19 protein-coding genes are annotated in these 23992 nt (G+C 53.1%); 3 read left to right on the top strand and 16 right to left on the bottom strand.

Features of this window, described 5'->3' with window-relative positions; genetic code table 11:
- Positions 1-45: 45 nt before the first annotated feature.
- From dcuS to NSS83_RS09610, 4 genes are all read right to left on the bottom strand, one after another.
- Positions 46-1656 (bottom strand): DcuS/MalK family sensor histidine kinase, encoded by a 1611-nt coding sequence (gene dcuS / locus NSS83_RS09595; RefSeq protein ID WP_341348115.1) that lies wholly within the window; start codon positions 1654-1656, stop codon positions 46-48.
- Positions 1657-1738: 82 nt separating this feature from the next.
- A complete protein-coding gene (locus NSS83_RS09600; protein ID WP_341348116.1) occupies positions 1739-3331 on the bottom strand; it encodes a diguanylate cyclase in 1593 nt (530 codons plus the stop codon).
- A 179-nt stretch (positions 3332-3510) separates the two neighbouring features.
- Positions 3511-4068 (bottom strand): hypothetical protein, encoded by a 558-nt coding sequence (locus NSS83_RS09605; protein WP_341184655.1) that lies wholly within the window; start codon positions 4066-4068, stop codon positions 3511-3513.
- Between the two features lie 154 nt (positions 4069-4222).
- Positions 4223-4369, bottom strand: coding sequence for a lmo0937 family membrane protein (locus NSS83_RS09610; RefSeq protein ID WP_341348117.1), 147 nt, complete (start codon positions 4367-4369; stop codon positions 4223-4225).
- A 202-nt stretch (positions 4370-4571) separates the two neighbouring features.
- Between NSS83_RS09610 and NSS83_RS09615 the strand changes: the two genes are divergently transcribed.
- The gene (locus NSS83_RS09615) at positions 4572-5600 is read left to right on the top strand and encodes an alpha/beta hydrolase (RefSeq protein ID WP_341348118.1); all 1029 of its coding nucleotides are present in this window, start codon (positions 4572-4574) and stop codon (positions 5598-5600) included.
- Between the two features lie 49 nt (positions 5601-5649).
- On the opposite strand, the gene NSS83_RS09620 is transcribed toward NSS83_RS09615, so the two are convergent.
- The 8 genes from NSS83_RS09620 to NSS83_RS09655 form a co-directional block, all read right to left on the bottom strand.
- The gene (locus tag NSS83_RS09620) at positions 5650-6306 is read right to left on the bottom strand and encodes a class I SAM-dependent methyltransferase (protein WP_341184653.1); all 657 of its coding nucleotides are present in this window, start codon (positions 6304-6306) and stop codon (positions 5650-5652) included.
- 208 nt (positions 6307-6514) lie between these two features.
- On the bottom strand, positions 6515-9322 hold the full coding sequence (locus NSS83_RS09625) for an alpha-mannosidase (RefSeq protein ID WP_341184652.1): 2808 nt from the start codon (positions 9320-9322) through the stop codon (positions 6515-6517).
- Positions 9323-9344: 22 nt separating this feature from the next.
- Complete coding sequence (locus NSS83_RS09630; protein ID WP_036699598.1) at positions 9345-10166, bottom strand: carbohydrate ABC transporter permease; 822 nt, start codon at positions 10164-10166, stop codon at positions 9345-9347.
- A 21-nt stretch (positions 10167-10187) separates the two neighbouring features.
- Positions 10188-11054: a sugar ABC transporter permease gene (locus tag NSS83_RS09635; RefSeq protein ID WP_036699600.1), complete on the bottom strand. Its 867-nt coding sequence runs from the start codon at positions 11052-11054 to the stop codon at positions 10188-10190.
- A gap of 68 nt (positions 11055-11122) precedes the next feature.
- Complete coding sequence (locus NSS83_RS09640; protein ID WP_341348119.1) at positions 11123-12505, bottom strand: extracellular solute-binding protein; 1383 nt, start codon at positions 12503-12505, stop codon at positions 11123-11125.
- 93 nt (positions 12506-12598) lie between these two features.
- On the bottom strand, positions 12599-13891 hold the full coding sequence (locus NSS83_RS09645) for a glycoside hydrolase family 125 protein (RefSeq protein ID WP_341184649.1): 1293 nt from the start codon (positions 13889-13891) through the stop codon (positions 12599-12601).
- 240 nt (positions 13892-14131) lie between these two features.
- On the bottom strand, positions 14132-15280 hold the full coding sequence (locus NSS83_RS09650) for a GntR family transcriptional regulator (protein WP_341348120.1): 1149 nt from the start codon (positions 15278-15280) through the stop codon (positions 14132-14134).
- Positions 15281-15715: 435 nt separating this feature from the next.
- Positions 15716-17017: an MFS transporter gene (locus tag NSS83_RS09655; RefSeq protein ID WP_341184647.1), complete on the bottom strand. Its 1302-nt coding sequence runs from the start codon at positions 17015-17017 to the stop codon at positions 15716-15718.
- 235 nt (positions 17018-17252) lie between these two features.
- On the opposite strand from NSS83_RS09655, the gene NSS83_RS09660 reads away from it, so the two are divergent.
- Positions 17253-17774, top strand: a complete 522-nt coding sequence (locus NSS83_RS09660) for a DUF3231 family protein (RefSeq protein WP_076154332.1) — start codon at positions 17253-17255, stop codon at positions 17772-17774.
- 150 nt (positions 17775-17924) lie between these two features.
- A complete protein-coding gene (locus NSS83_RS09665) occupies positions 17925-18536 on the top strand; it encodes a LysE family transporter (protein ID WP_179090382.1) in 612 nt (203 codons plus the stop codon).
- Here the strand turns inward: NSS83_RS09665 and NSS83_RS09670 are convergent.
- From NSS83_RS09670 to NSS83_RS09685, 4 genes are all read right to left on the bottom strand, one after another.
- Positions 18533-19975, bottom strand: a complete 1443-nt coding sequence (locus NSS83_RS09670) for an amino acid permease (protein WP_341348121.1) — start codon at positions 19973-19975, stop codon at positions 18533-18535. The genes NSS83_RS09665 and NSS83_RS09670 overlap by 4 nt on opposite strands.
- A gap of 69 nt (positions 19976-20044) precedes the next feature.
- Entirely contained in the window at positions 20045-20986 is a 942-nt protein-coding gene (locus NSS83_RS09675) for an NAD(P)-dependent oxidoreductase (RefSeq protein WP_341184645.1), read from the bottom strand.
- A gap of 194 nt (positions 20987-21180) precedes the next feature.
- Positions 21181-22311 carry a glycosyltransferase family 2 protein gene (locus NSS83_RS09680; RefSeq protein ID WP_341184644.1) on the bottom strand — a complete coding sequence of 377 codons (1131 nt, stop codon included), beginning with the start codon at positions 22309-22311 and terminating at the stop codon, positions 21181-21183.
- Positions 22312-22408: 97 nt separating this feature from the next.
- A complete protein-coding gene (locus tag NSS83_RS09685; protein ID WP_341184643.1) occupies positions 22409-23812 on the bottom strand; it encodes a hypothetical protein in 1404 nt (467 codons plus the stop codon).
- Positions 23813-23992 lie beyond the last annotated feature (180 nt).

Here is a 23992-nt window from a genome sequence, read left to right on the forward strand (position 1 = left end):
TCCCTTTTCATTCATTATCTTCACTCTTCATCATTCTCATAGGCTTCAGCCATTAGCATCACCCTTCGCTCTATAAGGGATCTGCACCGTAAATTCGGTGCCTTCCCCTTCCCGGCTGTCATACGTAATCGTCCCGCCCAGCTTGACCACACTCCGATACACCAGATACAGTCCGACGCCACGGTCTCCGCCTTTGGTCGAATAGCCCTGCTCAAACAAGTGCGCCCCATTCTCTGCAGCGATGCCTGTCCCGTTATCACTAACCAGAAGAGTAAGCTGGTTGTCCTTGTACCGGAATCCAATCTCGATCTGCTTACCGTCTGCACCTTGGAGTGCTTCCAGCGCATTGTCCAGCAGGTTACCTGCAATGGTGACCAGTTCCCGCGCTACCTCATGATCTGCTGCTTCAGGCAGCATACCTTCATCCCGGATCACCAGCCGCACATCGGCCTCCCTGATTCTGCTGAGCTTGCCGAGCAGGAAGCCGACCATCACCGGGTCTTTGACCTGCCGGACCACCGAGTCCGCCTCTGTCTGGATATTCTGCACAATATCCGTGAGATATTCCTCAAGCCGGTCGTATCTGCGCATCGTATTCAGTCCCATTATGACATGCAGCTTGTTCATGAACTCATGGGTCTGGGCACGCAGCGCTTCGGCGTACAGGGAGATGCCGGAGAGCCGCTCCATCAGAATACTGATCTCAGTCTTGTCCCGGAACGTAGCAATCGCGCCTTCGATAATTCCGTTCACCCGGACCGGGACCACATTCACCAGCAGCGTGATGCCGCTCTGCTCCACTTCCTTGTCCTGCAAGGCCTCTCCGGTCTCCAGCACCTTCTCCATCCGCAGCAGCGGCCAGAACTGCCCGGCCTGCTTGCCTAGCGGTTCCTGGTTCAAGCCAACGCTGCCCATCAGCCTCCGGGCCTCGGCATTCACAAGGGTAATCCGCGATTCCTTATCGACGGCCAGAATCCCCTCCTTGGTCGATTGCAGCATGGCGCTGCGCTCCTCCAGCAATTTGGCGATTTCTCCCGGCTCCATGCCGAACATCATCCGCTTGATTTTGCGGGCGAGCAGGACGGCACCTAATATCCCCATCAGCCCGCCGACCAGGATGCCCGAGTAGATAATCCAGCGGTTCTGCTGTACGGCGGAACGGACGCTGCCCAGCGATATGCCTACTGCTACTGCTCCAACCTGCCTGCCGTCAGCGGCAAAAATCGGTGAGAACGCTCTCACGGAATAACCGAGCGAGCCTTCAGCCACGGATATGGTCTCCTTGCCGTGCAGCGCATCCGCCTCATCCCCGCCCATGAAGTGCTTGCCGATCAGGGCTGGATCTGGGTGCGAGCGGCGAATGCCTCCCATATCCATCACGACCACGAATTGCACGTCATTGATGGCGCTGATATCCATAGCATACCGCTGAATACTGCCGGAATCTCGCTCGGCAAGCAGCCCGTCCACCACTCCCGGCGTACGGGAGACCGTACGGGCAATGGTGATGGCCTTGTTCTCCAGAGAGGACCGGGCCTCTTCGGAGAATCTCATGCCGAACATCATATACACAATCAGCAGCACCAGCACGACGATCAGGCAGATCATCAGAGTGATGGTGGTCTGAAGGCGTAATCTTTTGGTACCAATTCTCACAATGCTCCACCTTCAGGAAATTTTTCTCGATTATAACGCAAAAGCACTCAAAGCGCGATAATCACAATTCAAAGTAATTCGGCTAAGACTCCGTAATCACCGACTGGTTCCGCCCTCTGCTTTTCGCCAGATACAAGGCCTGATCCGCCTTCACAAGCAGTCCCGTAAGGTCGCCGGCATGCGATGGATAGTGGGCAATTCCCTGTGAAATCGTAAGCTGCGCCGCAATCGGCGCCTGGCTCCGCTCGACAGCAAGACGGATTCGCTCAGCAGCGCTGAAGGCTTCCGCAGGCGTAGTCCGGGCCAGCAGAATAACGAATTCCTCCCCGCCATAGCGGTAACAGACATCATCCGGGCGAAGCGAGGTTACAATGACCCGGACGACATGCTGCAGAACTTCATCGCCCAGATTATGGCCGTACGTGTCATTGACCAGCTTGAACTTATCAATATCCAGCAGCACCAGTGAAAAGGGAACACCCGAGCTCATCCGCTGGCTGATCGTATGCTCCAGGGACCTGCGGTTCATCAGACCGGTCAGCACATCAGTCTCGGCTTCATGGGTCAACTGCTCGGTCTGCTGCCGGATATTGGCCAGGGCAAGCGACACGCCGTCTGTCAGTAAATACGCCTCCCGGCTCCAATACCGTTTCGCTTCCTGCAATTCTATCTGTTCTTTGCCCATTCTGCTCACGACATCTGACAGATAGACGAAGGGACGCGCAAATTTGCGCGCCAGCAGAATAACGCCCAGCAGCAGCAGAATGAACGGTATGGAGGAAAATCCGATCAGGGTACGGAAATGCCCGATCAGTTCCTGATGAATCTGGCTAATCGGGGAGACGACTACAATGCCCCAGCCATTAGCGGGCACACTGGAGTAACCGGCCAGCATCTCAATGCCCCGGGTGTTCGTGACAGGCTGTTCTCCGCTTCTCTTATTCAACAGCTGCTGCACAACGTCATTACTGCTGACATCTGTGCCGATCCGCGCTTTATCCGGGTGATAGACCAGATGCCCTTGCGAATCCACAATATAATAATAAGCCCCCGAATCATCCTCCTGCCCATTATCAAAAATCTCAGACAGCACATTATTCTCCTGAAGATAGATGGTGCCGCTAAGGATTCCAGCATAGGTACCCGCAGCGTCGAAGATCGGCTGGCTCAAAAATACGATTAACCGCTTGGTATTGGCTGTCAAATAAGGGGAAGAAATATACGGCTTGCGGAGTGCTAAGGCTTCCTTGCTATTCGTTGAGCTGACGTGCTTGCCTGCGGTCCCTATACTGGCTGGCGAAATATTGCGGATGAGTCCGCTGGCGTCAACCACCGTGATGGAATTGAAGAAATTACTGCTGCTGCGCATCAGATCCAGAGAAGCATTCACTTCCTGCGGCGGCATAGCATCTATGTCAGACAGCCTGATAGCGTTGTATTCCAGAGTCCCGTGCATAGACTGAAATAAGGAATCCATCGTCTTGGACATCCGGTCAGCATTGAGGTAATTCAGATGAAGCGTGGTCTCCATTAAGGACCGCTTCTTGGACTCATACGAACCGAGCAGAAGAATACTCGAAGTTAGCAGAACCACCAGTGTCACCAGACCTGTGAGCAGCGTGGTCAGGCTCAGCTTTTGACTTTGACGAAGCTTACGCTTCAACCTTATATACAAACCAGCAATCCTCCTTGGAGCAAAAAACGCAATGATATATTTATCATACCGCAAATACTGATAATGTTCGACAGCGGATTTATGGCAGGACAGGCGGCAGACAGGTCTTCCGGACATAGCAGAATAAGCCCGCAGCAGCGAGGCTCATCTTCAAGCGGTTATTCAAGTTCAGGTTCACCCTACGCCTGCAAAATCTCATCCACCCGTGCCGATGCACCCTCCCAGGAGGTCATCAACGGAAAAGAGTATTGCTCCCGTACCCTCAGGTTCCACGGATGCGGGATACAAAGTACCTTCTTCCCTGCCTGAACGGCGGGCAGCAGATTATGCGGGCCATCATCAATCAGCAGATCGTAGCCGATCAGATGCTTCCGCTTGCAGGTGAAGAAATTGTCGGCCGGGATATACGGCATATGCTTTTGCAGCCAGTTCCATTTCTCCAGCACCGTCTTCGGGACAGCGGCCGTCACAATAATAACGTCATAGGCGTTGTGCAGCTTCTCCATCTCTTCCACCACATATTCGTCGAACAGCTCCAGCTCCTCGTAGAGACCCGGTCTGCCGAAGAAAAGATCCATGGTGCTGTCCGGATGGCGCAGATGGTCCGTGTTCCAATCCATCATATCCTCGTAGCGAAGCGGATGTGTAGGAAACTCAATGTTATTGTGGTATATCGCACGCTTCACGAGATGACAGATGGTATCATCCATATCGACGGCGATGATCGGTTTGCGCATTGAATCTCCTCCATGTACATTTTCATTCATTTTCATTAATTATAGGCAACAAGGGAATGAGTGTCCAGACATCCGCCATACTTAACATCAAAAAGCACATGCCCCCTTCACAGGGACACATGCTTGCTGCCTAATCCGATCCACTCATTTTCCTTTATCTGCGCGTCCGTCCCTTAACCAGGTTAATCACGAACAGGACCGCTGCGACAAACAGCAGCAGATGAATCATGTTACCCATGAAATTAAAGATAAGGCCTAACAGCCATACTACTACTACAAGTCCGATTAATCCCCACAGCATAAGCTTACCGCCTTTCTCTTCCGGTTTTATTTGTTTTTACTTTACCCTTGTGGAGAGAGATTTAAACGGCTGGTCCGTCAGATCCGGCTGTGGAGACAGCTATTTTCCCAGGTCTTAGGACATTGCTTAATTGCGGGACAGGCTGTTATACTGTTTTTAAATAATACAATTGTATTGTAAAAAAGGAGACGAACCTATCCCCATGACCAACTCTTCAAGTCATCCGAAACCTGCTGCACCGAAATCGCGAAGCAGGCTGCTTAAGCTCCTGCTGATCCTTGTGTCTGCTGTCCTGCTTCTCGCAGGGTCAGGGTTCCTATATGAAGCCGTTGCCTCCCACTCCGCCCGTAAAAGCTATCCTGCACCGGGTCAATTGGTGGATGCCGGAGGCTATAACCTCCACATTCGCCAGCTGGGAGCGGGAGCCCCGACTATCATTCTGGAAGCAGGCAGCGGCGAAACCAGCCTGTCGTGGAGAGATATTCCTGAACAGTTAGCTGAACATGCTACCGTTGTCACTTATGATAGGGCCGGGTATGCCTGGAGCGAGCAGGCGGATACGGAACGCTCAGGCGCCAATATCGTTCGTGAGCTGCATACGGCACTGAGAAATGCAGACATTCCCGGCCCCTACTTGATGGTCGGCCACTCTCTCGGCGGCATGTACGCCCGGCTGTTCACTCAGACCTACCCAGCAGAAGTAACCGGGCTGGTGCTGATTGATGCCAGACCCGAGAATGACGACCGCGAGACAAAGCCGATTCTGGCCGCTGAGAATATTGCCGGCAACCCCAGTGCTTCCCTGCTGAGTCTACTTAAGCGATCCGGTGTGCTGCGGCTATTCCAGGATCATCTACTCACGGGGCTGGTTGCTCCACAAGACCGCGGCGCGTTCATTAACGTTATTTCCACGCCCAGTTATTTTGCCGCCAAGGAGCAGGAGGCAGCGCTCGCCAGCTCTACCGAGGATGCCATCCGGGGACAGAACTTCGGCTCACTCCCGGTCAAGGTGATCGCCCGAGGCTTACCTCAGGACTATGCATCCTTCGGAGTCTCCGAAGATGCGGGCCGGCGGCTGGAAGCAATCTGGCAGGAAGGCCAGCGCAGTATGCTGAACCTGTCTTCCAACAGTGAACTTATAGTCGCCGAGAAAAGCGGGCATATGATCATTCATGATCAGCCGGAGCTGGTCGTCCAGACGATTCTCGGTATGCTCGCCGCAGGGAAGTGATCTTGATTGCAGCACATTGCATGCAGCATGACATTTCAAGCTGCATTCATTATGGGTACATCGGCTTGATTACATTCCAGTTGGCATGCATAGACAAGGTTACCGGGGAACAGCCCTTGGGCATCAGAATGCCAAGCCCATAGCTATGCTCGAATTGTACTGCATAGTACTGCTTCTGAAGATCTTCCCACAGGCGGTGCACGCCGAAGTCGTCTTGCATAGCCGCAATATCATGGAACAGAATAACACCTTGATCCGCCAGCTTCGGCAGCCAGGACTCATAATCATGCTTAACCGCCTCATAGGTGTGAAGGCCGTCAATATGCAGCAAGTCGATGCTTCGGTCTGCAAATTGAAGCAATGCCTCGTCGAAGGTCATTCGCAGCAGATGGGAGATCCCGGGGTAATAGGTGGCCGACGAGGATTGCACGGATTGGTAACAGGATTCATCGTACAGTCCCGAATGCTGGTCGCCCAGCCACGTATCGACTGCGTAACATTCCGTTGCAAGCCCATGATCCTTGACAGACTGACAGAAGGCGAAGTGAGAAGCTCCATAATAAGTTCCTAACTCCACTACCCGGTTCGGCTGTATATGACGGACCAAGTCATAGCCGAATCTGCGGTGCCCTTCCCAAGCGGTATTCAGATGTGTCCCCCGCTCATCCGTCTCAAACACAGGTCTGCTGCTGCTCCATACCGTCATGTACACTCCCCCCGACCCAAGAGATATACGTTAGTGTATTCGGAGCGAGTAGGATTGGCTTGGATATCTGTAACCTCCAAATCCGATAAATTTTCAGATTGTCCGGATTGCGCACTAAATAAAAGCGGTACAAACCCAAGACTCATTCGTGAATGAGCTTGCAGGTTGTACCGCTTATTTTCGGTTTCTATACAATTAGTGCAATAGCTTACTTCTCCAACTGGTACACCTGTGTGACGATCTTGTAGCCGCCTACAGGCTGCTCCGCTGCCGCAAGCTTCGAGACACGGCGCTCCAGCACATCACTCTCATAGACAGCCTCTGCCCCGAAGGCAGGCTGAACCTTGAGTTCAGCCGGTTCGCCGCCCAGGTTGTACCAGCGGGCCACGAGATCGCCCGTCTCCTCTGCCATCTTGAGGGTCGAGAAGGCCAGCGGCGAAGCACTGGAGTTCCAGCTTAACCACTGCCCCGATACCGGCAGGGTCACTCCGCCTGAATGCGGACGTCCATTCACGGCCGGAACACGTGTAGCAGGACCTTGGGTCTGAAGGACCGTCCACGGAATCTGGTACTGGTAAGCTTGGGCATAAGCACCGGATACCGCTCCGTCACCTGTATAAGGGATGATCGCGTATTCTACGGATTGCTGGCCCAGGCACTGTGCCTCCGGCGTCTCGAACACACCCCAGTCTCCGAGTTCAGAGGACGAGCGCAGCAGGGTTACTGCAATGGTGTTCTTGCCGTCCAGCAGTACCTCGTATTCATTCAGGCCCTTGTTCGCAACCGCAAGCCCATGGACTCCGTCCGCTACGCTGACGAAGACCTGCTGATGCTGGGCATTACTCGGATTGATCCACTCTGCCGCAGGCCGGTTATTACGTCTGGCCACCTCGAACACGGAGTCAGCATAGTGGTGGTCCGCTTCAAGCCCTGTAGGGAACAAGGCTCTGAGCCGCTGATCCTTGGCCTGATTATTGAAGCTGGTGCTTACCTGCAGCATTCTGCTTCCAGCTTCCAGTGTATAGTGTGTGGTCAGCACAAGCGGAACCATCTGAGCCGAACGCTGGGCTGTGCGCTCCGTGAACGGTACCATCTGCTGCTTCTCGGTAAGGAAAGTCTCGTCTGCACTGGCCGGAACCTCCCAGCGCAGCACCGTCTGCATCACCACACGCGACGGGGACTGCTCCTTGATTGAAATCTCAGCTGTCAAGCCTTCGGTGGTCAGCACCTCGCTGCCTTCCGGCTGACGGTACACATACTCATTGCCGATATCCCCGGTGTTCTCATAGGCATTCAATCCGGCATAGACCGCACCTGATTGCTTGTCTGTAACAGTCACGGTACCGTTGTCCGCAACCGCAACGATCAGCTTGGCATTCTCCATGGTATGGCCCTGGACATGTACACTATCCAGCACGGCTGCTTCCGCACCGGCGGCAGCGGCAGCGGGAACCATAGCATACGTACGGTACCCAAGCGCAGCCACCTCCGCTGCCGGGAAGCTCATCCGCACCTTACGCGCCATATAAGGCTGGCGGAAGCGGTCCTTGGGCAGCTCATACCCGAAGTGAACCCCGAGATCCTCAATCTGGGCCGGATAGACTTTACCCTCTTCGTCCATAACCTGCCATTCGCCCAGGGGCTCCTGCTTCAGCTCCCGTGCAAGCCCCTGCGGGGTTGGGCCTTGAGGGAAATATCTCTTCGCCGTAATCAGCTCCACCGTCACCGTTCCGGTTCTGGACCAGCCGCTGGTATTAAATACGGTGAACGGAACGGCTTCCGGTCCCCATGCCGCTACCGAAGAGACATCAATGGCTTCAGTAAGCGCAGCCGCGCTCTGGGCGGCAATCGCCTCAGCCATCTGGCTGCTCTTGGCGAACCGGGTCACCATCTCGCGGTGCACCTCATCCACGCTGCAGCCGCAGATGCTGTCATGCGGGTGATTCTGCATGAGCGTCTTCCACGCATAGGTCAGCAGCGCATGCGGATAGGCCTGTACCCCGGCCAGCGCAGCGAACGCCGCCAATGGCTCAGCCACCTTTTCCAGCAAGGTCTGGCCGGATTGGTTCAATTGCTTCAGATACACCCGCGATGAGGCTGTGTTTACCAGTGTGCCCCATCCATCCGTATGCTGGCTGCGCAGCTCCCCTTCCACCGTCACCAGATCGCCTGGAAGATTGTCTTCCAGCGCCTTCAGGTACTCGTCGAAATTGGAATGCACGAACTCCACATCGGGATACAGGCTGGAGGCGGTGCGGATGGCCTCCGACAGATCGGTCTGAATCGGCTGATGATCGCAGCCGTTCATGAACAGCAGATGCGGAGTAGAAGCGAACTTCTCGGCGTCTGCGAGATTCTTGTCCCAGTATGCCTTGGCGGCAACCGGGTCTGCCGGAACCTCCATGCCGTTGCAGTACCAGTTGGCGAACAGCACACCCAGCACCTCGGAACCGTCCGGGGAACGCCAGACCATCTCGGAATAAGGAGACTCGTAGGTATCGTTCTCGCTGACTTCATTATTGAAGCCTGTCGGCTTCACGCCGCGTCCGAAGATGGCATTCGTAATTCCAGCCTGCTGGAGAATCTGCGGCGCCTGGCCCATATTGCCGAAGGAATCGGGGAAATATCCGGTTTTGGAGATGATCCCGAACGGTCTCGCATCCATATGCCCGATCAGCAGGTTGCGCAGATTTGCTTCCCCGCTGGTCAGGAACTCGTCCTGAAGCACGTACCACGGACCGAAATGAATGCGTCCTTCCCGGATATAGCGGTCCAGCCGCTCTCTCTGCTCCGGGCGGACCTGGAGATAATCCTCGCGGATGATGGTCTGTCCGTCCAGGTGAAAATAGCGGTAATCCGGATCTTGATCCAGCGTATCGAGCAGCTTATCCATCAGTTCAATCAATAGCAGATGATGATGTTCATAAGGCATATACCATTCACGGTCCCAGTGCGTATGCGAAATGATATGTGCGGTTTTTTTATTAACTATGTTGTTGTCTATGTTGTTAGCCATCTAGGTAACCCTCCATTATCCCTTATCCTTTTGTCGCTCCGCCCATGCTGAACCCCTTGGACATATACCGCTGGGAGAACATATACAGCACTACGGAAGGCATCGTGTAGAGCAGTGAGAAGGCAGCGAGTCTGCCATATTCGACCATACCATGGCTGCCGAAGAATTGATAGATCGTGACAGAGGCCGGCAGCTTCTCCGGTGTCTGGAGCAGGATGTACGGCACGAAGAAGTTCCCCCAGCTGCCCGAGAAGGTAAAGATCGCAATCGTCGCGATACCCGGAAGCATGAGCGGGGCCACGATTCTCCGGAGTCCGCCCCAGACGGAGGCCCCGTCAATCCATGCTGCTTCCTCCAGATCGATCGGCACGGAGTCCATGAAGCTCTTCATCATCCAGATCCCGTAGGGCAGGGAGGAGGATGTGAGGAAGAGCATGGTCGCGAAGATTGAGTTCTGCAATTTGAAGAACAGGAACATCTGAAATACCGGAACCATAACCGCCGTAATTGGCAGAGCCGTCATGAAGAGGATGCTGAGCAGGAAGCTTTTTTTGAAGCGCATCTCATAACGGGATAACGGATACGCAGCCAGTACGGATGCAAGAACAACAAGGGTTGCCTGCCCTCCGGAGAGAATGATCCCTACGCCGAACGAGCGCAGATTGCCGCTGTCTCCGAGCACTGCCGAGAAGTTATCGAGTGTAAAATTAGGGAATCTAATACCCTGCTGGGCATTTGTATCAAACGAAGCGAGCAGAATCCAGAATAACGGCAGCAGGAAGCAGAGTCCCAGAACCACCAGAATCCCGTATTGGATATTACGTTGAAGCCTATGCTTGACCACAGTGATGCACCTCCTTCAGGGTTAGACCTTGACTTTCATAGATTTCATATAGAACAAGCTTGCAACAATTCCGATCACCAGCAGCACGAGCGAGATCGCGGTGCCGTATCCGAACTGATAATTGACGAAGGCCTGGTTGTACATAAATACCGGTAAGGTCTGAGTGGCCGTTCCCGGTCCCCCTCCGGTCATGGTATAGATCAGTGTGAATACGCCCAGTGTCTGGAGCGTGACAAGCATCATGTTGGTGACGATCGAGCCTTTTACCATAGGAATGGTGATGTAACTAAGAATCTTGAAGTTGCTCGCTCCATCAATCGTGGCGGCCTCCTCAATATCCTTGGGAATCTCATCCAGTGCGGATTGATAAACCATCATCGAGAACGCTGTGCCGTGCCAGATGTTGGCGATGATGACACTCACCATCGGGAAGCTGAACAGCCAGGAGACCGGGCTAATGCCAAACCAGCCGATGATCTGATTGAGGGACCCGTTATCACTGAAGAACGCTACCATACAGAAGGCGACAACGATCTCCGGTGTAACCCAGCCCGCAATGACGATAATGCCGATGATCCGGCGGAAGGTTACATTCTTCTCTTTCATTAGCAGGGCCAGAATGAAGCCGAGCACGACCTGCCCGATGACCGCTGAGAAAATCAGGAACACCAGGGTTCTCCAGACGCTGATCCGGAAATCCGGGTCCTGGAACATGTTCGTGAAGTTCTGGAAGCCGATGAATTGCAGGTTACGGGCAGCACTCCCCGTCAGAGCCATATTGGTAAAGGCAAAGCAAATGGTCAAAATAATCGGTACGATAAAGAATATCAGCAGCAGCAAGACAGAAGGCGTCAGAAATAAAAATGCGCCCCGCGACTTCCTTTTCATAGGTCACTCCCCCTCCAAATCCGAAAGAGGAGAATGGCTTCTCCTCTGCGTTCGAATTCTCAAATCCACTATTTGACTTCTACTTTATCTTCTCCAAGCGAGCGGGTAACATTATCCTTCAGCTGCTTCACAGCATCTTCCGGCGACAGCTTGCCTGAAGCAATGCTCTCTACAATACTCTGAAGCTGCGCAGATACGGTTGCATACTGATCATTGGCCGGGCGGAATTTCGCTACTTCCAGTAAGGCTTGCGCCTCCGCTGTATACGTACGGTCTGTATAGCCTGCTACGTCCACCGAATCATTACGCGGGCTCAGGTTGCCCTCTGCCACTACGCGTCCTGTTGCATTCTCCTGATTCATCAGGAACTCCAGGAACTTCCACGCTGCTTCCTTATTCTGCGATTGTGCCGGAATCGACCAGGCCCAGCCGCCGGACATGGTGATGGCTCCAGGCTCTTGACCGTTCTGCGTCGGGAATGGAGCGAAGCCCATCTTGTCTGCTACATTCTCAATCGGTGCTGCACCGTTCTCGAACCAGGTGGAGCCGGCCCAGCTTCCGTCTACGGCCATCGCCAGCTTGCCCTGCGGGAACAGCTGCTGGAAGGCAATGCTGCCGGCTTGTCCGTTAAGTGCTACCTGCATCGAAGGGCCTGTCTTATCTACATTGAACAATTGATTAATGAATTTGAAGGAATCAAGGAGTCCGGGGCTGCTTACGACCCATTTCTTAGTTTCATCGTTATAGAGGGTGTCGTTCGTGCCGTACAGAAGCATCTCCAGCGTCTGCATCGTTACGCCTTCTCCGCTCGATTTGCCCACGATCATATTCAGCGGGGTTACGCCCGGCAGCTTATCCTTGATGGTACGTGCGGCTTCCAGCACCTCATCCCAATTAGCAGGCTTGAACGGCACCGGTAAGCCCGCTTGCGCCAGCAGCTCTTTGTTGTACCAGATACCGCGTGTATCCGAGGTTGCAGGTACGCCGTAGATTTTGCCGTCTTCACCGGTCACACCGGCTTTGAGGTTCTCAATGAATTTGTCCTTCCAGTCACTCCAGCCCGCAACCTGCGTATCCAGCGGCTCCAGGTATCCGGCTGCGGCATCCGATTTGATGATTGAGGTATCTTCGGCTACGATATCCGGCGCTGTATCGGGCGACTTCATCTGCAGGACGATCTTGGAGGTGTAGTCCCCTTCGCTGGCCAGCACCGGAGCAATCTTGATCTTGATATCCGGGTTGTCCGTTTCGAACTTTTCAATCAGTCCCGATTCAAAATACTTGGTTAATGTATCCTCGGAGCCCGACGAACGGAAGGTAATGGTGACCTCCTTCTTCCCTTCGGCTGCGCCCGAACCGGAATTCGAATTGCCGCTTGAACAGGCCGTTGTCAACAGAAGAAGAGAAGCCATAGCCGCAGTCATCGAAACTTTGAATTTATTCATTTTCATTTGTCTTTGCCCCTTTTGGTTGTAGTTTCATAACGCTTTCATAAAAGCTTCGAAAAGAACGGACAAGCCGTCTTTTCTACTACACAATCCGGTCTACTTCACTACCCGTAATCCGCAATAATCCATAATCAGTTCGCTGAACAGCATATTCGACCAGGAGAACCATGGACGGGTGAATGCTGCGGCATCGTTGACAGAGAAGCCTTCATGAGTCAGGCCTGTGCCGCCATCTGTGTCCTGAATCAGCTGGAGTAAGCGTTCTTTCTCGCTGCGTTCCGGTGACGTAAGTCCTTGCATAGACAAGGCGATGTGCCAGATGTAACCTTCCGGGGTATGCGGACTGCCGATGCCTTCCGCAACCTGCCCTTTATAGTAATAAGGATTATCCTCGCTGAGGATAAATCTCCGGGTATTGCGGTACACCTCGTCATTCTCGTCCGTGTAGCCGAGGTAAGGCAAGGACAGCAGGCTTGGAACATTGGCGTCATCCATAAGATTGTAGTGACCTAGCCCGTCCGTCTCATAAGCATAGATTCTCCCATAGACCGGATGATTATAGATGCCATGCTCCTGAATCCCCTGATTAATCTCCTGCCCCAGCTTCTGCGCCGCTGCCGCAAGCTCCTGATCCCCGTAGATCTCACGGGCAATCTCTTCCAGATATCGCAGGACAACGACAGCGAACATATTGGACGGCACCAGATAGCCATACTCACAGCAATCATCGCTTGGCCGGAAGCCTGACCAGGTCATCCCGGTATAAGCGGTTTCGCTGCCTTTGCCTTCACGGGTCAATGTATCGGTGAGCGGTGCATCCAGGCGCTGGAACGTATAGGGGGAATCTGTCTCGTGATGCTGCTCCACTCTCCACAGCTTGATGATTTCAAGCGCGGCCTTGCGGAAGGTCTCGTCAAACTGCGTGACGCAGCCGCTGTTCTTCCAGAGCAGATAACTGAGCTGAATCGGATACGCCAGCGAATCAATCTCATATTTGCGTTCCCAGATCCACGGGTTCATAGCGGTAAGATCCGATTGATGTCCGTGGCCGTTCGCCTCTTCATTGAAGGCATTGGCATACGGATCAAGCAGAACATAATTCATCTGCCGCTTCACAAGACCTGCAATCATCGCTTCCATGTTAGAATCTTCTGCGGCAAGCAGCAGATACGGCCGAACCTGGGCAGCGGAATCACGCAGCCACATAGCTGGTATATCACCTGTTATAACGAAGGTGGTGCCATCCGCTTTCTGCGAAATGGTGGTGCCAATGGTATTGATCATGCAGTCCTCGAACATCTTGGCCAGCTTGGAAGAGTCTGGCAACTCCCCTTGTACCTTGCCGATCAAATCATATACAGACTTCGGAATTTCATTCTGTAGCTTCACGGGTGTATGTTGCACCTCCAAATGGTATATATCAGTATTTCAAACGCTTTCATCATAGTAAACAAATAATAATAATATGTCAATATATTAATGGTATATTTATAGAATATAATGCGCTATTGGTATATTATATTTGGCTCACACGCCCTAGTGTCGCCCATTCTGAGCGCAACAAAAAAAGCCTTCGCGACGAAGGCTAATTCATTTCCGTTATGATTATAGCGGCCTCTTGCAGTAAGATTATTGCTTGCGGACCGGTGCTGTTGACTTGCCCTTAATCAACTCGGCCGGTAAAAGAATCCGGGAAATCGGCTGCTCGTTCACATGCATAGTGAATACATTCTCATACGCCTGCTTGCCGATACTGAACTGATTCTGGCGCATATGCGTCACTCTACAGCCTTCATAGGACTCCGGGCTGTCGAAGCAAATCAGGGACAAGTCTTCGGGAATCCGCAGTCCCAGCTTGCCCGCCGCCTCTTCGACCAGCAACGCGATACTATATTCGGCTGCGAACAGCGCGGTGATCTGAGGATATTTCCGCAGATGCTCTACCAGCTTGTCTACATCGCTAATACGGGCCTCCGGGTCAAATACATTCGGCATAGTAGACGTGATCTTCTCCATCCATAATTCACGGTTCGCCAGCAGATTATGCTCCATGTGAGCTTCGAGAATACCATCGATCCGTTCCTCTATTGCGGTTGTATTTGCTGGCGGAGGCGCGAGAAATCCGATATGGCGGTGCCCAAGCCCGAAGAGATAGTGTGTAGCTTCCTTGGCCGCCTGAATATTATCAGTACTCACAGAAGAGGCGGGAATCCCCTTTAGATACCGGTCAATCATGACAAACGGGAATTTCTGGATGACCAGCTTCAGGATCTCGGCACTGAAATATTCGCCTTGCGCCGGGAAGATAATCAGCCCGTCCACCCCAAGCCCCAAGAGCTGTTGAATCGCCTGTTCCTCCAGCTCGGGAATCCCGAACGACCGCCGCACAATCAGAAATGCGTCATTCTCCCGCGAAGCTTCTTCCATGCCGTAGATCAGCTCTGTGCCGTACATATCACTGAAGTGTGTAATCACCAGTCCGATGATCCGTTTCTTGCCTGTGGTCCGGACCGTCTGCTGGCTGTCAAACGGTTTCATGATCAGCGAGTTCGCATCGGCTACGAAGGAGCCTCTGCCTGGCTGACGGACGATTAGATGTTCATCAGCCAGCATTTTCAGTGCTTTCTTGGAGGTAATCCGGCTCACCCCAAATTCACTGCACAGTTCTTTTTCTGAGGGAACCCGCTCCCCCGCTTTATATTCATGATTCGTAATTCGCTCACGCAGCGTATGAAATATCATTTCGTACATCGGCTTCGAGCCTGAGTCATTGGCCATATCAAGCACCTCCATTACCGCTTTCTCTTGGAAAGACACAACCTAATATACCATGTTATATTAGTAATGTGAAGCATACGGATAAAAGGAGCGCCTGAGAATTGTTGCAATTATTGCAGGAATCCTCTATACCTATTACTGGCTGAAGTGGAATGTTGCATGAATTGCATAAATTTCTGTGATTAGAGCAAGTTTGCGCTGGATTTGTTGCATTTTGTGCAGGATTTCAGCATAGACCGCTTCAATAGGGCAGGATTGTTGCATTTCATGCAGAATTTCTCAACAATTGTTATTGGCTGTGAAGCCTAGAGCCCATCGCTCATCGTGGCAGCACCCACTGTATTCAGTTTTTGCTTGTAATACACGTTTCCAATAAAAGAAAAATAAGGAGCGCCTCATATGGGGCACTCCTTCAACCATAAAAGCATACAACCCCTACCGGACACGCTGGCGTAGCGGGCTTCCCTTCTTCGCCTTGAATGAATTCCGCTCTGTCCGGCCTTCCCCTTCGGCATCGTCCTTACTGGGCGTTACCGCGAAGAAGGACAGCAAGCCGCCTACGGCCCCGACGCCCGCCATGGTGAAGAACAAGGTCCAATGTCCCCGGTTCATCAAGAGGGACACCACCGGCGGGCCGAGCGCGACCCCGATGAATCTCATGCTGCTGTAGAGGGAAGTTATCGTGCCCCGGTTCTCCTTCTCGATGCCTTCGGTAATCAGTGCATCCATACAGGGCAGAACCACTCCGATCCCGATTCCGCTTAGACTCAGGAACCCGACCATGTAATAGATGTTCTCGCTGAAGCCCGTAATCAGCGTGGCAGCAGTCAGTAAGGCCATGCCGCCGAAGCCGAGCCATTTCATGAGCGGCTTGTTTTTGCCGATGATCTTGCCGCTTCCGTAAGAGGCCAGACATAGCAAAGCAAGCGGAATAGCCAGAACGAAGCCTTTGTAGGCCCCATGCAGGTTATATCTCGATTCGAGGATCTCAGATAAGTAGAACAGCACCCCGAAGGTGGCGAACATGCAGATGCCCCCGATGGCGAAGATGGCGTACAGCCAGCGGCCCTTCTCAAGCAATACGTTTTTAATGCCGCCCAGGAATTCCTTAAGACTGGTCTTCTCCGCCTCCTCCTTAGGCTTCTTGACCAGGAAGATCACTAGAATGCAAGAGATCAGGCACAGGACAGGAATGGCGATAAAAGGCGCATACCATAGCAGCATCCCCAGATAAGCTCCAAGGATCGGGCTGACCACTTTCCCGAAGGTATTGGAGGTTTCAATAATCCCGAGCCCCTTGCTCACCTCCTTCTCGTCCTTGAACAGATCGCCCACGAATGGAATGACGATGGGAAAAGCGCCTGCGGCACCGATCCCCTGGACGAAACGTCCGGCAAGAATGATCCAGTACGCGCTCACTCCTGTGAAGAACCAGGCAGCGGCGACACATCCGGCTCCGCCCAGGGCGGCCAGGATCAGGCTGGGCAGAATTACTTTTTTTCGCCCGAAGCGATCTGATAAATAGCCGGCGATGGGAATCATCAGGATGGCGATCAGGCCATAGACAGTGATGATCATACTGACCTCAAAAGCGCTCACCCCAAGCTCCTTCGAGATCTGCGGCAGGATCGGCAACAACATTGAATTACCCAGTGTCATAATCAGCGGGATGGAGGAGAGCGCAATTAGTGCCCCTTTTGTACCTTTTCCCCCTTGGGACTCTTCGGACCCGTTCATGGACGAACCACCTTCTTTTAGTTTCGCATCCTGCTTATTGTCGGTCTAACGGCTGTATTTATACCCAGGAATGATCCAGCTGATGATTACCTAACTTCACATCTGCTTATTATGGAATGACAGTCAGCCTTTTATCCGTGTCAACAAATTTACAACCTTGCTCTGTAATATCTCTGTTTCCTCCAGGACATGCTACCCCTTGTTCAAATCCAACCGCAAAGGAGCTTGATTACTTATGACAGGAATTCTAGGCGGCAACCCCAAAGATGAGCCGATGCATTATGGAGAGATTTTTACGGTGTGGGAGGCTTCAATGGCTGCCAAGGGCGCCTTATCGTCTTACAGAGCATACATGTATCATGCCGGAGATAGTGACCTGAAGAAAATCATCGCCTCTATGATCGACCAGGCGGAGCTGGAGATCAGCGAATGCGACTCGCTGCTGGCTGAGCAGGGCATTGCTGCTGCCCCGGCACTGCCAAACCGGCCTGAAGCGAGACTGGAGGATATTCCGGTTGGCGCACGGTTCACGGACCCTGAGATTGCAGCCATGGTTGCAGCCACTCTGGCGGTTGGACTGGTGGCGTGCAGCCAGGCGATGGGGATGTCTATCCGTGAGGATATCGGCGCATTGTTCGCCAAATATCATCTCACCAAGGCAGCTATCGGTGTGAAGAATCTGCATCTGCTGAAGAAAAAAGGCTGGCTGGTTCCCCCGCCGCTGCTCGTCAAGAGACCGGAACCGGTCCACGCGTAAAGCAGCCGGTTACAGCATCTGATACAGCAAGAGGCCCGCGATTCTTCGCGGGCCTTCTTCAGGTCTGGTTGTCCTATTCTCCCATCCTGTGGAATAAGCTATCTATATAGAATAAAGGAGGAGGACATCATTAACATTTTCATAGGTTATATGGTGCTGGGATTATCCCTGTCAGCGCCTATCGGCCCTATTAATGCTGCCCAATTGGACAAGGGGCTGCGCGGAGGCTTCATGCCGGCTTGGGTAGTGGGCCTCGGAGCCATCAGCGCCGATATTATCTACATGCTACTGGTATATCTGGGGATGATTCATCTGCTGGATGCTCCGTTCGTCAAGGCCTTTCTGTGGCTATTCGGCTTCTTCGTGCTGGTCTATACCGGTATCGAGAGCATCCAGCATTCTGGGCAGATTGCAGCCGCAGACACGAGAGGCAGTGGGGTCTCCCTGTCCAAATCGTTCGTGTCGGGCTTCCTCATGTCGCTGTTCAATCCCCTCTCCATCCTGTTCTGGCTCGGAATCTACGGCTCCATCTTGGCCAAAGCAGTTAACGAATACCCGATGCAGCAGCTCCTGATCTACAGCGGCGCCATTGTTCTCGGCATACTGCTCTGGGATGTGACCATGGCGGCAGCCTCCAGCATGTTCCGCTCCTTCCTGACTTCGCGGGTGCTGAAGTCGATCTCCGTCCTGTCCGGCCTATCGCTGGTAGGCTTCGGCTTCTATTTCGGGATTCAGGCAGCCCGGCTGCTGTTCTTTCATTAGATTTTGTTCTTCCGCAGCCGAATGCCCTTGATCCGGAAGCCGGGGCCTCCCGGCAACGAGTGGAAGCTTCCTGTATGCGCTTCCGTACGCTGTTCCTTGTCCGCTGCCTCCTGCCCGTGCTTGCTGCGGTAATGCTGGACTATCCAGTCGCTTAGCGCTATCAAGGCTACAATCAAGAGACTGATATAGAAGCCCGGGCGGCTGAGCTTATGGAACAGAGTGCCGGTGACTGCAGCCAGAATCAGCACCAGCCCGCTCCAGCGCTTCACACCGCCAAGCAGACTTGGCCCCAGCAGCTTGGCCGAGGAGAGCAGGATGAAGGCCCAGTTATAGAGAATCATCAGCCCGGCGGCGGTGGTGATGTATTCGTACACTTTTCCCGGCAGCAGCAAGGCCATAATTACAGCCCCCGTCAGACCGCCCGCGATCAGGCACAGCGCCAGCAGCGGATACTTGTCCTTCCATTTCTTCGCGAACACCATAGGCGCATCCCCCTCCTGGGCCAGCGTAAGCATCATCGAGGTAATGGCATACAGTGACGCAGTCATCGTAGAGAAGCCGGCAATAATCAGCACCCCGTTGAACAAATGCGGTATGAACGCGAGATGATCACTGCGCAGAGCCAGCACAAAGGGACTCTCCTTGGGGTTAAAAGCGCTAAGCGGCACCATAATCACCGCAAGTCCAATGGACAAAATATACACAGACGCCAGCCCCAGCAGCATCACCTTTCCCGCCTTCGGCGCTTCCTCCGGCTTCTCCAGCCGGTAAGACATAATACCCAGCACCTCAATCCCGCCATAGGCATAGAACGCGAAAATGAAGGCGGACCATAACCCGATGCCGCCGGACGGGAACAACGCCTTATAGCTCATAGGCACCTTCGGCTGAAATTTGGCACCGCCAATCCAGCCCGCTAGCAGCGCAGCCGCAATTACCAGGAACATAAGAATAGCCGCCACCTTGATGACGGCCAGCACGTTCTCCACCCGGTCGAAGCCCTTGTTGCCGAAGAATACAATCCCGAGAGCGACCAGCGCATACCCCGCTGCAAAAATCCACATCGGTACGTCCGGGAACCAGAACCGCGAGAAAATCGACAGCGCCGTAAGCTGGCTGCCCATAATCAGCAGCTCTGAGAACCAGTATAACCAGCCGCTGCCGAACCCGGCCCAACTGCCGAACGCCTGCTTGGCATAGGAGCGGAAGGAGCCTTGCTCCGGCTGCGCCGCCGTCATACGCGCCAGCGCATCGAAGACCGCATAGGTTCCCGCCGCCGCCAGCAGGTACACCAGCAGCACCGCCGGCCCGCCCATCGAAATCGCCAGGCCCGACCCGAGGAAATACCCCGTGCCAATCGTCCCCGCTATGCCCAGCAGGCTAAGCTGCCACCACTTCAGTTTCTTGTCATTCCCCGTTGATCCAGAAGTCTGCTTCATGAACTCCGTCCTTATCTTGTCAGAATTAGAGAGGTCTCTCAGGCTCTATAATTCCCTGCGGGCGGGGATTCATGAATTTAGTTTTCGGGCCAGATGCCCGTAACCGGTCTGGATGCTCTGTAATGAGGTGTAACGGGGCTGATAGCCTATTTCAGCAGCGCGGTCATTTAGCGAATAATAATTATTTTTGGAGCCGGTAATGGAGTTGTAGGAAGGGCTATCTTGGATTTCATACTTCAGTCCATGGTACTCTGCGAAGTAGTCCAGAATCTCGAATTTCGCCGCTGGCTTCAGAGAATATACATCATAGGCCTCATTCCGTACCTCTCCCTGCATACATAGCTTGATCAACTCGACCAAGTCCGCCGGGTGGACGTAATCTCTGACGATGTTGTCGGCTGAGGTGTACAGAATCTCTCCCGTCTGAAGGTGATGAATGATGTCAGTCAGCAGATACCTGGAATCCAAATCAATGAACGCGCTAAAAAAGCCGAAGATCCGCAAGTCCACAATACCGTATTGGCCCAGACTTCTGTGCTTGGCCTCCATGTTCAGCTTGGTGATCCCGTAAAATTCCTGGGCAGACAGATGGTTAGGATCAAGCTTAAGCCACTTCCCGTCTATAGCCGGCTGATCAAATTCAGATCCGTATACCGCCCCGCTGCTCAGATTGATGTATATAGCCGCCGGATTCTTATGCAGATAGTCCAGAATCAGATTGTCGTATTGCTCGGTGATCTGAAAGACCTGGAACGGATACTGCATAAGGTCACGTGGATTACCAATCCCTACTCCGTTAATTACCACATCATAGTCCGCTGCGTGAGCAAATTCATTGTATTTACAGAGCTTGACACGCTCCTGAAGCTGATTCTCTGTCAGGAAAAGGGTCATCCTGTCCCTGGACCGTGAGAATAAATACAGCTCATATTCCTGCAGTACTGCAAGACCGAGAATTAGATTTTTAGAAATATGGCCTGTGGCTCCTAGTAAGGCGATCTTTATCTTCATAATGTTTACATAGCAGCCCCTTTCTGGTTTACGCTCTTCAATAACCAAGTTATTCACAGCCATGCCCATTTATACGGTATTTCGGACCGGCAAGTCCAGTAGGTCTCGCTTGTCCAGGTGAAAGGACCACGAAGCAACCAGAAATCCATATAAAGAAGCAGGCAGTTGCAACCTTCCAACTGCCTGCTTCTTTATTATTCTTTCTTATACCTTGTCTCTTCGAGCACCTGATGTAATTCGCTTCTTTTGCCCAGCAAGACCTGATTCCCAGGCAAGTAAGCCAAGGCCTGCTCATTATGCCGGTAGGCCTGCTGCCATTCTCCGGCGGCGGCGAAGCAGCGGCTGACCAGGACATGAGGCAGCCAGGTGTAACAGGCCTGGGAGACCGGGCGTTCTCCCGGAGGCGCAGTCTGCCGGTCAATTGCCTGGAGATACCAGTAGATTGCACTCTCCCATTCCCGGCGCTCCTCGAAGAATCCGGCTACAGTGCAGCAGACATCCGCCTGGGGCAGCCCGAAGCCGAAAGAGCGGAAGAGGCTATTCAGCCTGAGCTCCGCTTCACCTAGCTCCCGGTAACATTCTGATAACCGCAGACAACCTGTAATCCTTTCCTCCTTGCAGCCGCTAGGCTCGCGCAATAACTGTTCATAGGAAGCAGCAGCAGCTTGATAGTCCCGGGCATCGAAGCATTCATTCGCATAGTGGAAGAGCAGCCTTCCTTCAGCCATGCCCTCCTCAACGATCCAGCGCTTTAGAATCTTCAGGTTGCGCACCGTATGAACAGTGGACGGACGATGGTCAATGTAGATGTCCGTGTTCATAGCGGAGCTTGCTCCAATAACCAACTCCTCATGAACCCGTCCCTGCCAGCGGAAAAGTCCGCGCCTCACAACACGGGGACGGCACTCCGGATACACTGGTACAACTGGGGGAGCAGGTTGGGAAGACTGCGGAGATAGCCGGGTTCCCATCCGGATTACATCCACCCCCTCCTGTTCCTGCGCAAGCTGCTGCTTCAGCCTGGCCAGCTTCTCAGCTTCCGGCGCACTCAGCAGTTCATCCGCATCCATCCAGATGACATAAGGCATCGTCGCCTGCTCGAAGGAATAGTTGCGGGCGGCTGCAAAATCCTCATCCCACGGATAAGTGAACACCTTCTCTGTATACCAGCCTGCAACAGTGACTGTTCTGTCTGTTGATCCCGTATCCACAATAATGATCTCATCCATCAGGTCTCTGACCGAGTCCAGACAACGTCCTAACACAGCTTCTTCGTTCTTCACAATCATACACAGACTGAACAGACCTTCCTGTTCCGCTTCCATCTCCCCGCCTCCTGAGAATGATCCAATATACAAAAGAAGCCATCCCTTAAAGGATGGCTCATAAACTGCTGATAAGTGAAGCCGATCCATTCTAGGATCAGGTTAATCTGTGGACAGACCATACAACACCTGCATTGGTAGCCCCCAGGTCTACATCAAGCGCCACTCCATTAGACTGATAGATGAGAATGATCACATCACCTGCTGTAAGCTCCACTTCACCTGCCAGGGTGACTGTTCCGCTTCTTAGAAGCGTTCTGAGGGTTAAAGTTCCTCCGATAGCCACATCAAGTACCGGTAATAATCCCGTCACAAGATCTGTAACTGGAGCTGGTGTAGTTCTTTGTACCACTAAAGACGGATTCGCTGCCGGGTCTAAAGCAGCGGCAATGGATGCGTCAAAAGCAAAGTTGATAGTTGCTTCAATAGAATATCTTCCTGTCTCTGGAACGGTATATTCCCCCAAAGCCTGGTCGAATGCCGCATTGCCGTAATAAGGTGCTGTTTCTTCCCAACCAACAAAAGTTGCTGTGGTTCCAGTCACCAAGGTTGGCAAGAATACAGAGAAGCCTTCAGTTGCCAATATGGGACCGGTCGTTCCTGTAACTCCTGTCATTCCTGTAAGCCCTGTAACTCCTGTAAGCCCTGTAACTCCCGTAAGCCCTGTAATTCCCGTAAGTCCTGTAACTCCCGTGAGCCCTGTGACTCCCGTAGGCCCTGTGACCCCCGTAAGCCCTGTGACTCCCGTAGGCCCTGTGACTCCCGTAGGCCCTGTGACCCCCGTAAGTCCTGTGACCCCCGTAAGCCCTGTGGCTCCCGTTTCCCCAGTAAGACCCGTGACTCCGGTAACTCCTGTAAGACCTGTGTCTCCCCGAGCTCCTCCTCCGGGCCCTGTGGTTCCTTGAGGACCTTGAACTCCCGTGGTCCCTGTAGGTCCAGGGGCTCCTGTCGTTCCTGTAGGTCCTGGGGCTCCTGTAGGTCCAGTAGCTCCAGATTCTCCTCCACCCGGCCCGGTAGGTCCAGTAGGTCCTGCTGGTCCAGCTTCTCCTGGCGACCCTGGTAATCCTGACGGTCCTCTCTCTCCTGCCGGCCCTGTAGGTCCCGCCGGTCCTGTTGCTCCGCCGCCGCCGCCTTTGTCTGCACCTAACAATTCTTCCGATACTAACCGGTGTGCGGTGACCAATTGTCCCGATGAATTCTTGCCCCATAGCGAAATCTGCACCGGCTCAACTTCCTCCGATGAATTCGGTGAGGTAATAAATGTGAATTCATATGCATTGACGTCTGCGTAGTAATTCTTCGTAACGACCTGATTCGCTGCAATGTTGAGTAATTCGCTTACGTACATCACTCGCGTTCCTCCGGTCAATTGATAACCCTGAATGGTGAGTGAGTAAGCCGAAGTCTGGCTGCGGTTATCAATTTTGACAGTAACCTGCTGAGTAGGTCTGACTCCGTTCACAGGGTTATTCTCAATAGGTCCTGTTGATAAAAAAGCCATTACATGGTCACATCCTTACAGATTTGGATTTCATTCCAGTATGCGCTGTGAATCATGCCAAATCCGCATGATCAGCGGACCCTCCCGTCAGCAGCATACTTAATGATTAATATAGTAGTATTCATCTATACAGGTTTGGTGTGGACTTAGTGGATGGTCTCGATAGAATAGGCTTCCTCC

Origin of the sequence: Paenibacillus sp. FSL H3-0469 (assembly GCF_038051945.1) — a bacterium.
In the GTDB taxonomy this organism is placed as follows: Bacteria; Bacillota; Bacilli; order Paenibacillales; family Paenibacillaceae; genus Paenibacillus_AQ.

Excerpts from the sequence above, each read along its gene's own strand:
- NSS83_RS09605 (WP_341184655.1), bottom strand. The coding sequence starts at position 4,068 with ATGCGCAAACCGATCATCGCCGTCGATATGGATGATACCATCTGTCAT.
- NSS83_RS09610 (WP_341348117.1), bottom strand. The coding sequence starts at position 4,369 with ATGCTGTGGGGATTAATCGGACTTGTAGTAGTAGTATGGCTGTTAGGC.
- NSS83_RS09615 (WP_341348118.1), top strand. The coding sequence starts at position 4,572 with ATGACCAACTCTTCAAGTCATCCGAAACCTGCTGCACCGAAATCGCGA.
- NSS83_RS09620 (WP_341184653.1), bottom strand. The coding sequence starts at position 6,306 with ATGACGGTATGGAGCAGCAGCAGACCTGTGTTTGAGACGGATGAGCGG.
- NSS83_RS09625 (WP_341184652.1), bottom strand. The coding sequence starts at position 9,322 with ATGGCTAACAACATAGACAACAACATAGTTAATAAAAAAACCGCACAT.
- NSS83_RS09635 (WP_036699600.1), bottom strand. The coding sequence starts at position 11,054 with ATGAAAAGGAAGTCGCGGGGCGCATTTTTATTTCTGACGCCTTCTGTC.
- NSS83_RS09640 (WP_341348119.1), bottom strand. The coding sequence starts at position 12,505 with ATGAAAATGAATAAATTCAAAGTTTCGATGACTGCGGCTATGGCTTCT.
- NSS83_RS09650 (WP_341348120.1), bottom strand. The coding sequence starts at position 15,280 with ATGGCCAATGACTCAGGCTCGAAGCCGATGTACGAAATGATATTTCAT.
- NSS83_RS09655 (WP_341184647.1), bottom strand. The coding sequence starts at position 17,017 with ATGAACGGGTCCGAAGAGTCCCAAGGGGGAAAAGGTACAAAAGGGGCA.
- NSS83_RS09660 (WP_076154332.1), top strand. The coding sequence starts at position 17,253 with ATGACAGGAATTCTAGGCGGCAACCCCAAAGATGAGCCGATGCATTAT.
- NSS83_RS09665 (WP_179090382.1), top strand. The coding sequence starts at position 17,925 with ATGGTGCTGGGATTATCCCTGTCAGCGCCTATCGGCCCTATTAATGCT.
- NSS83_RS09670 (WP_341348121.1), bottom strand. The coding sequence starts at position 19,975 with ATGAAGCAGACTTCTGGATCAACGGGGAATGACAAGAAACTGAAGTGG.
- NSS83_RS09675 (WP_341184645.1), bottom strand. The coding sequence starts at position 20,986 with ATGAAGATAAAGATCGCCTTACTAGGAGCCACAGGCCATATTTCTAAA.
- NSS83_RS09680 (WP_341184644.1), bottom strand. The coding sequence starts at position 22,311 with ATGGAAGCGGAACAGGAAGGTCTGTTCAGTCTGTGTATGATTGTGAAG.
- NSS83_RS09685 (WP_341184643.1), bottom strand. The coding sequence starts at position 23,812 with ATGGCTTTTTTATCAACAGGACCTATTGAGAATAACCCTGTGAACGGA.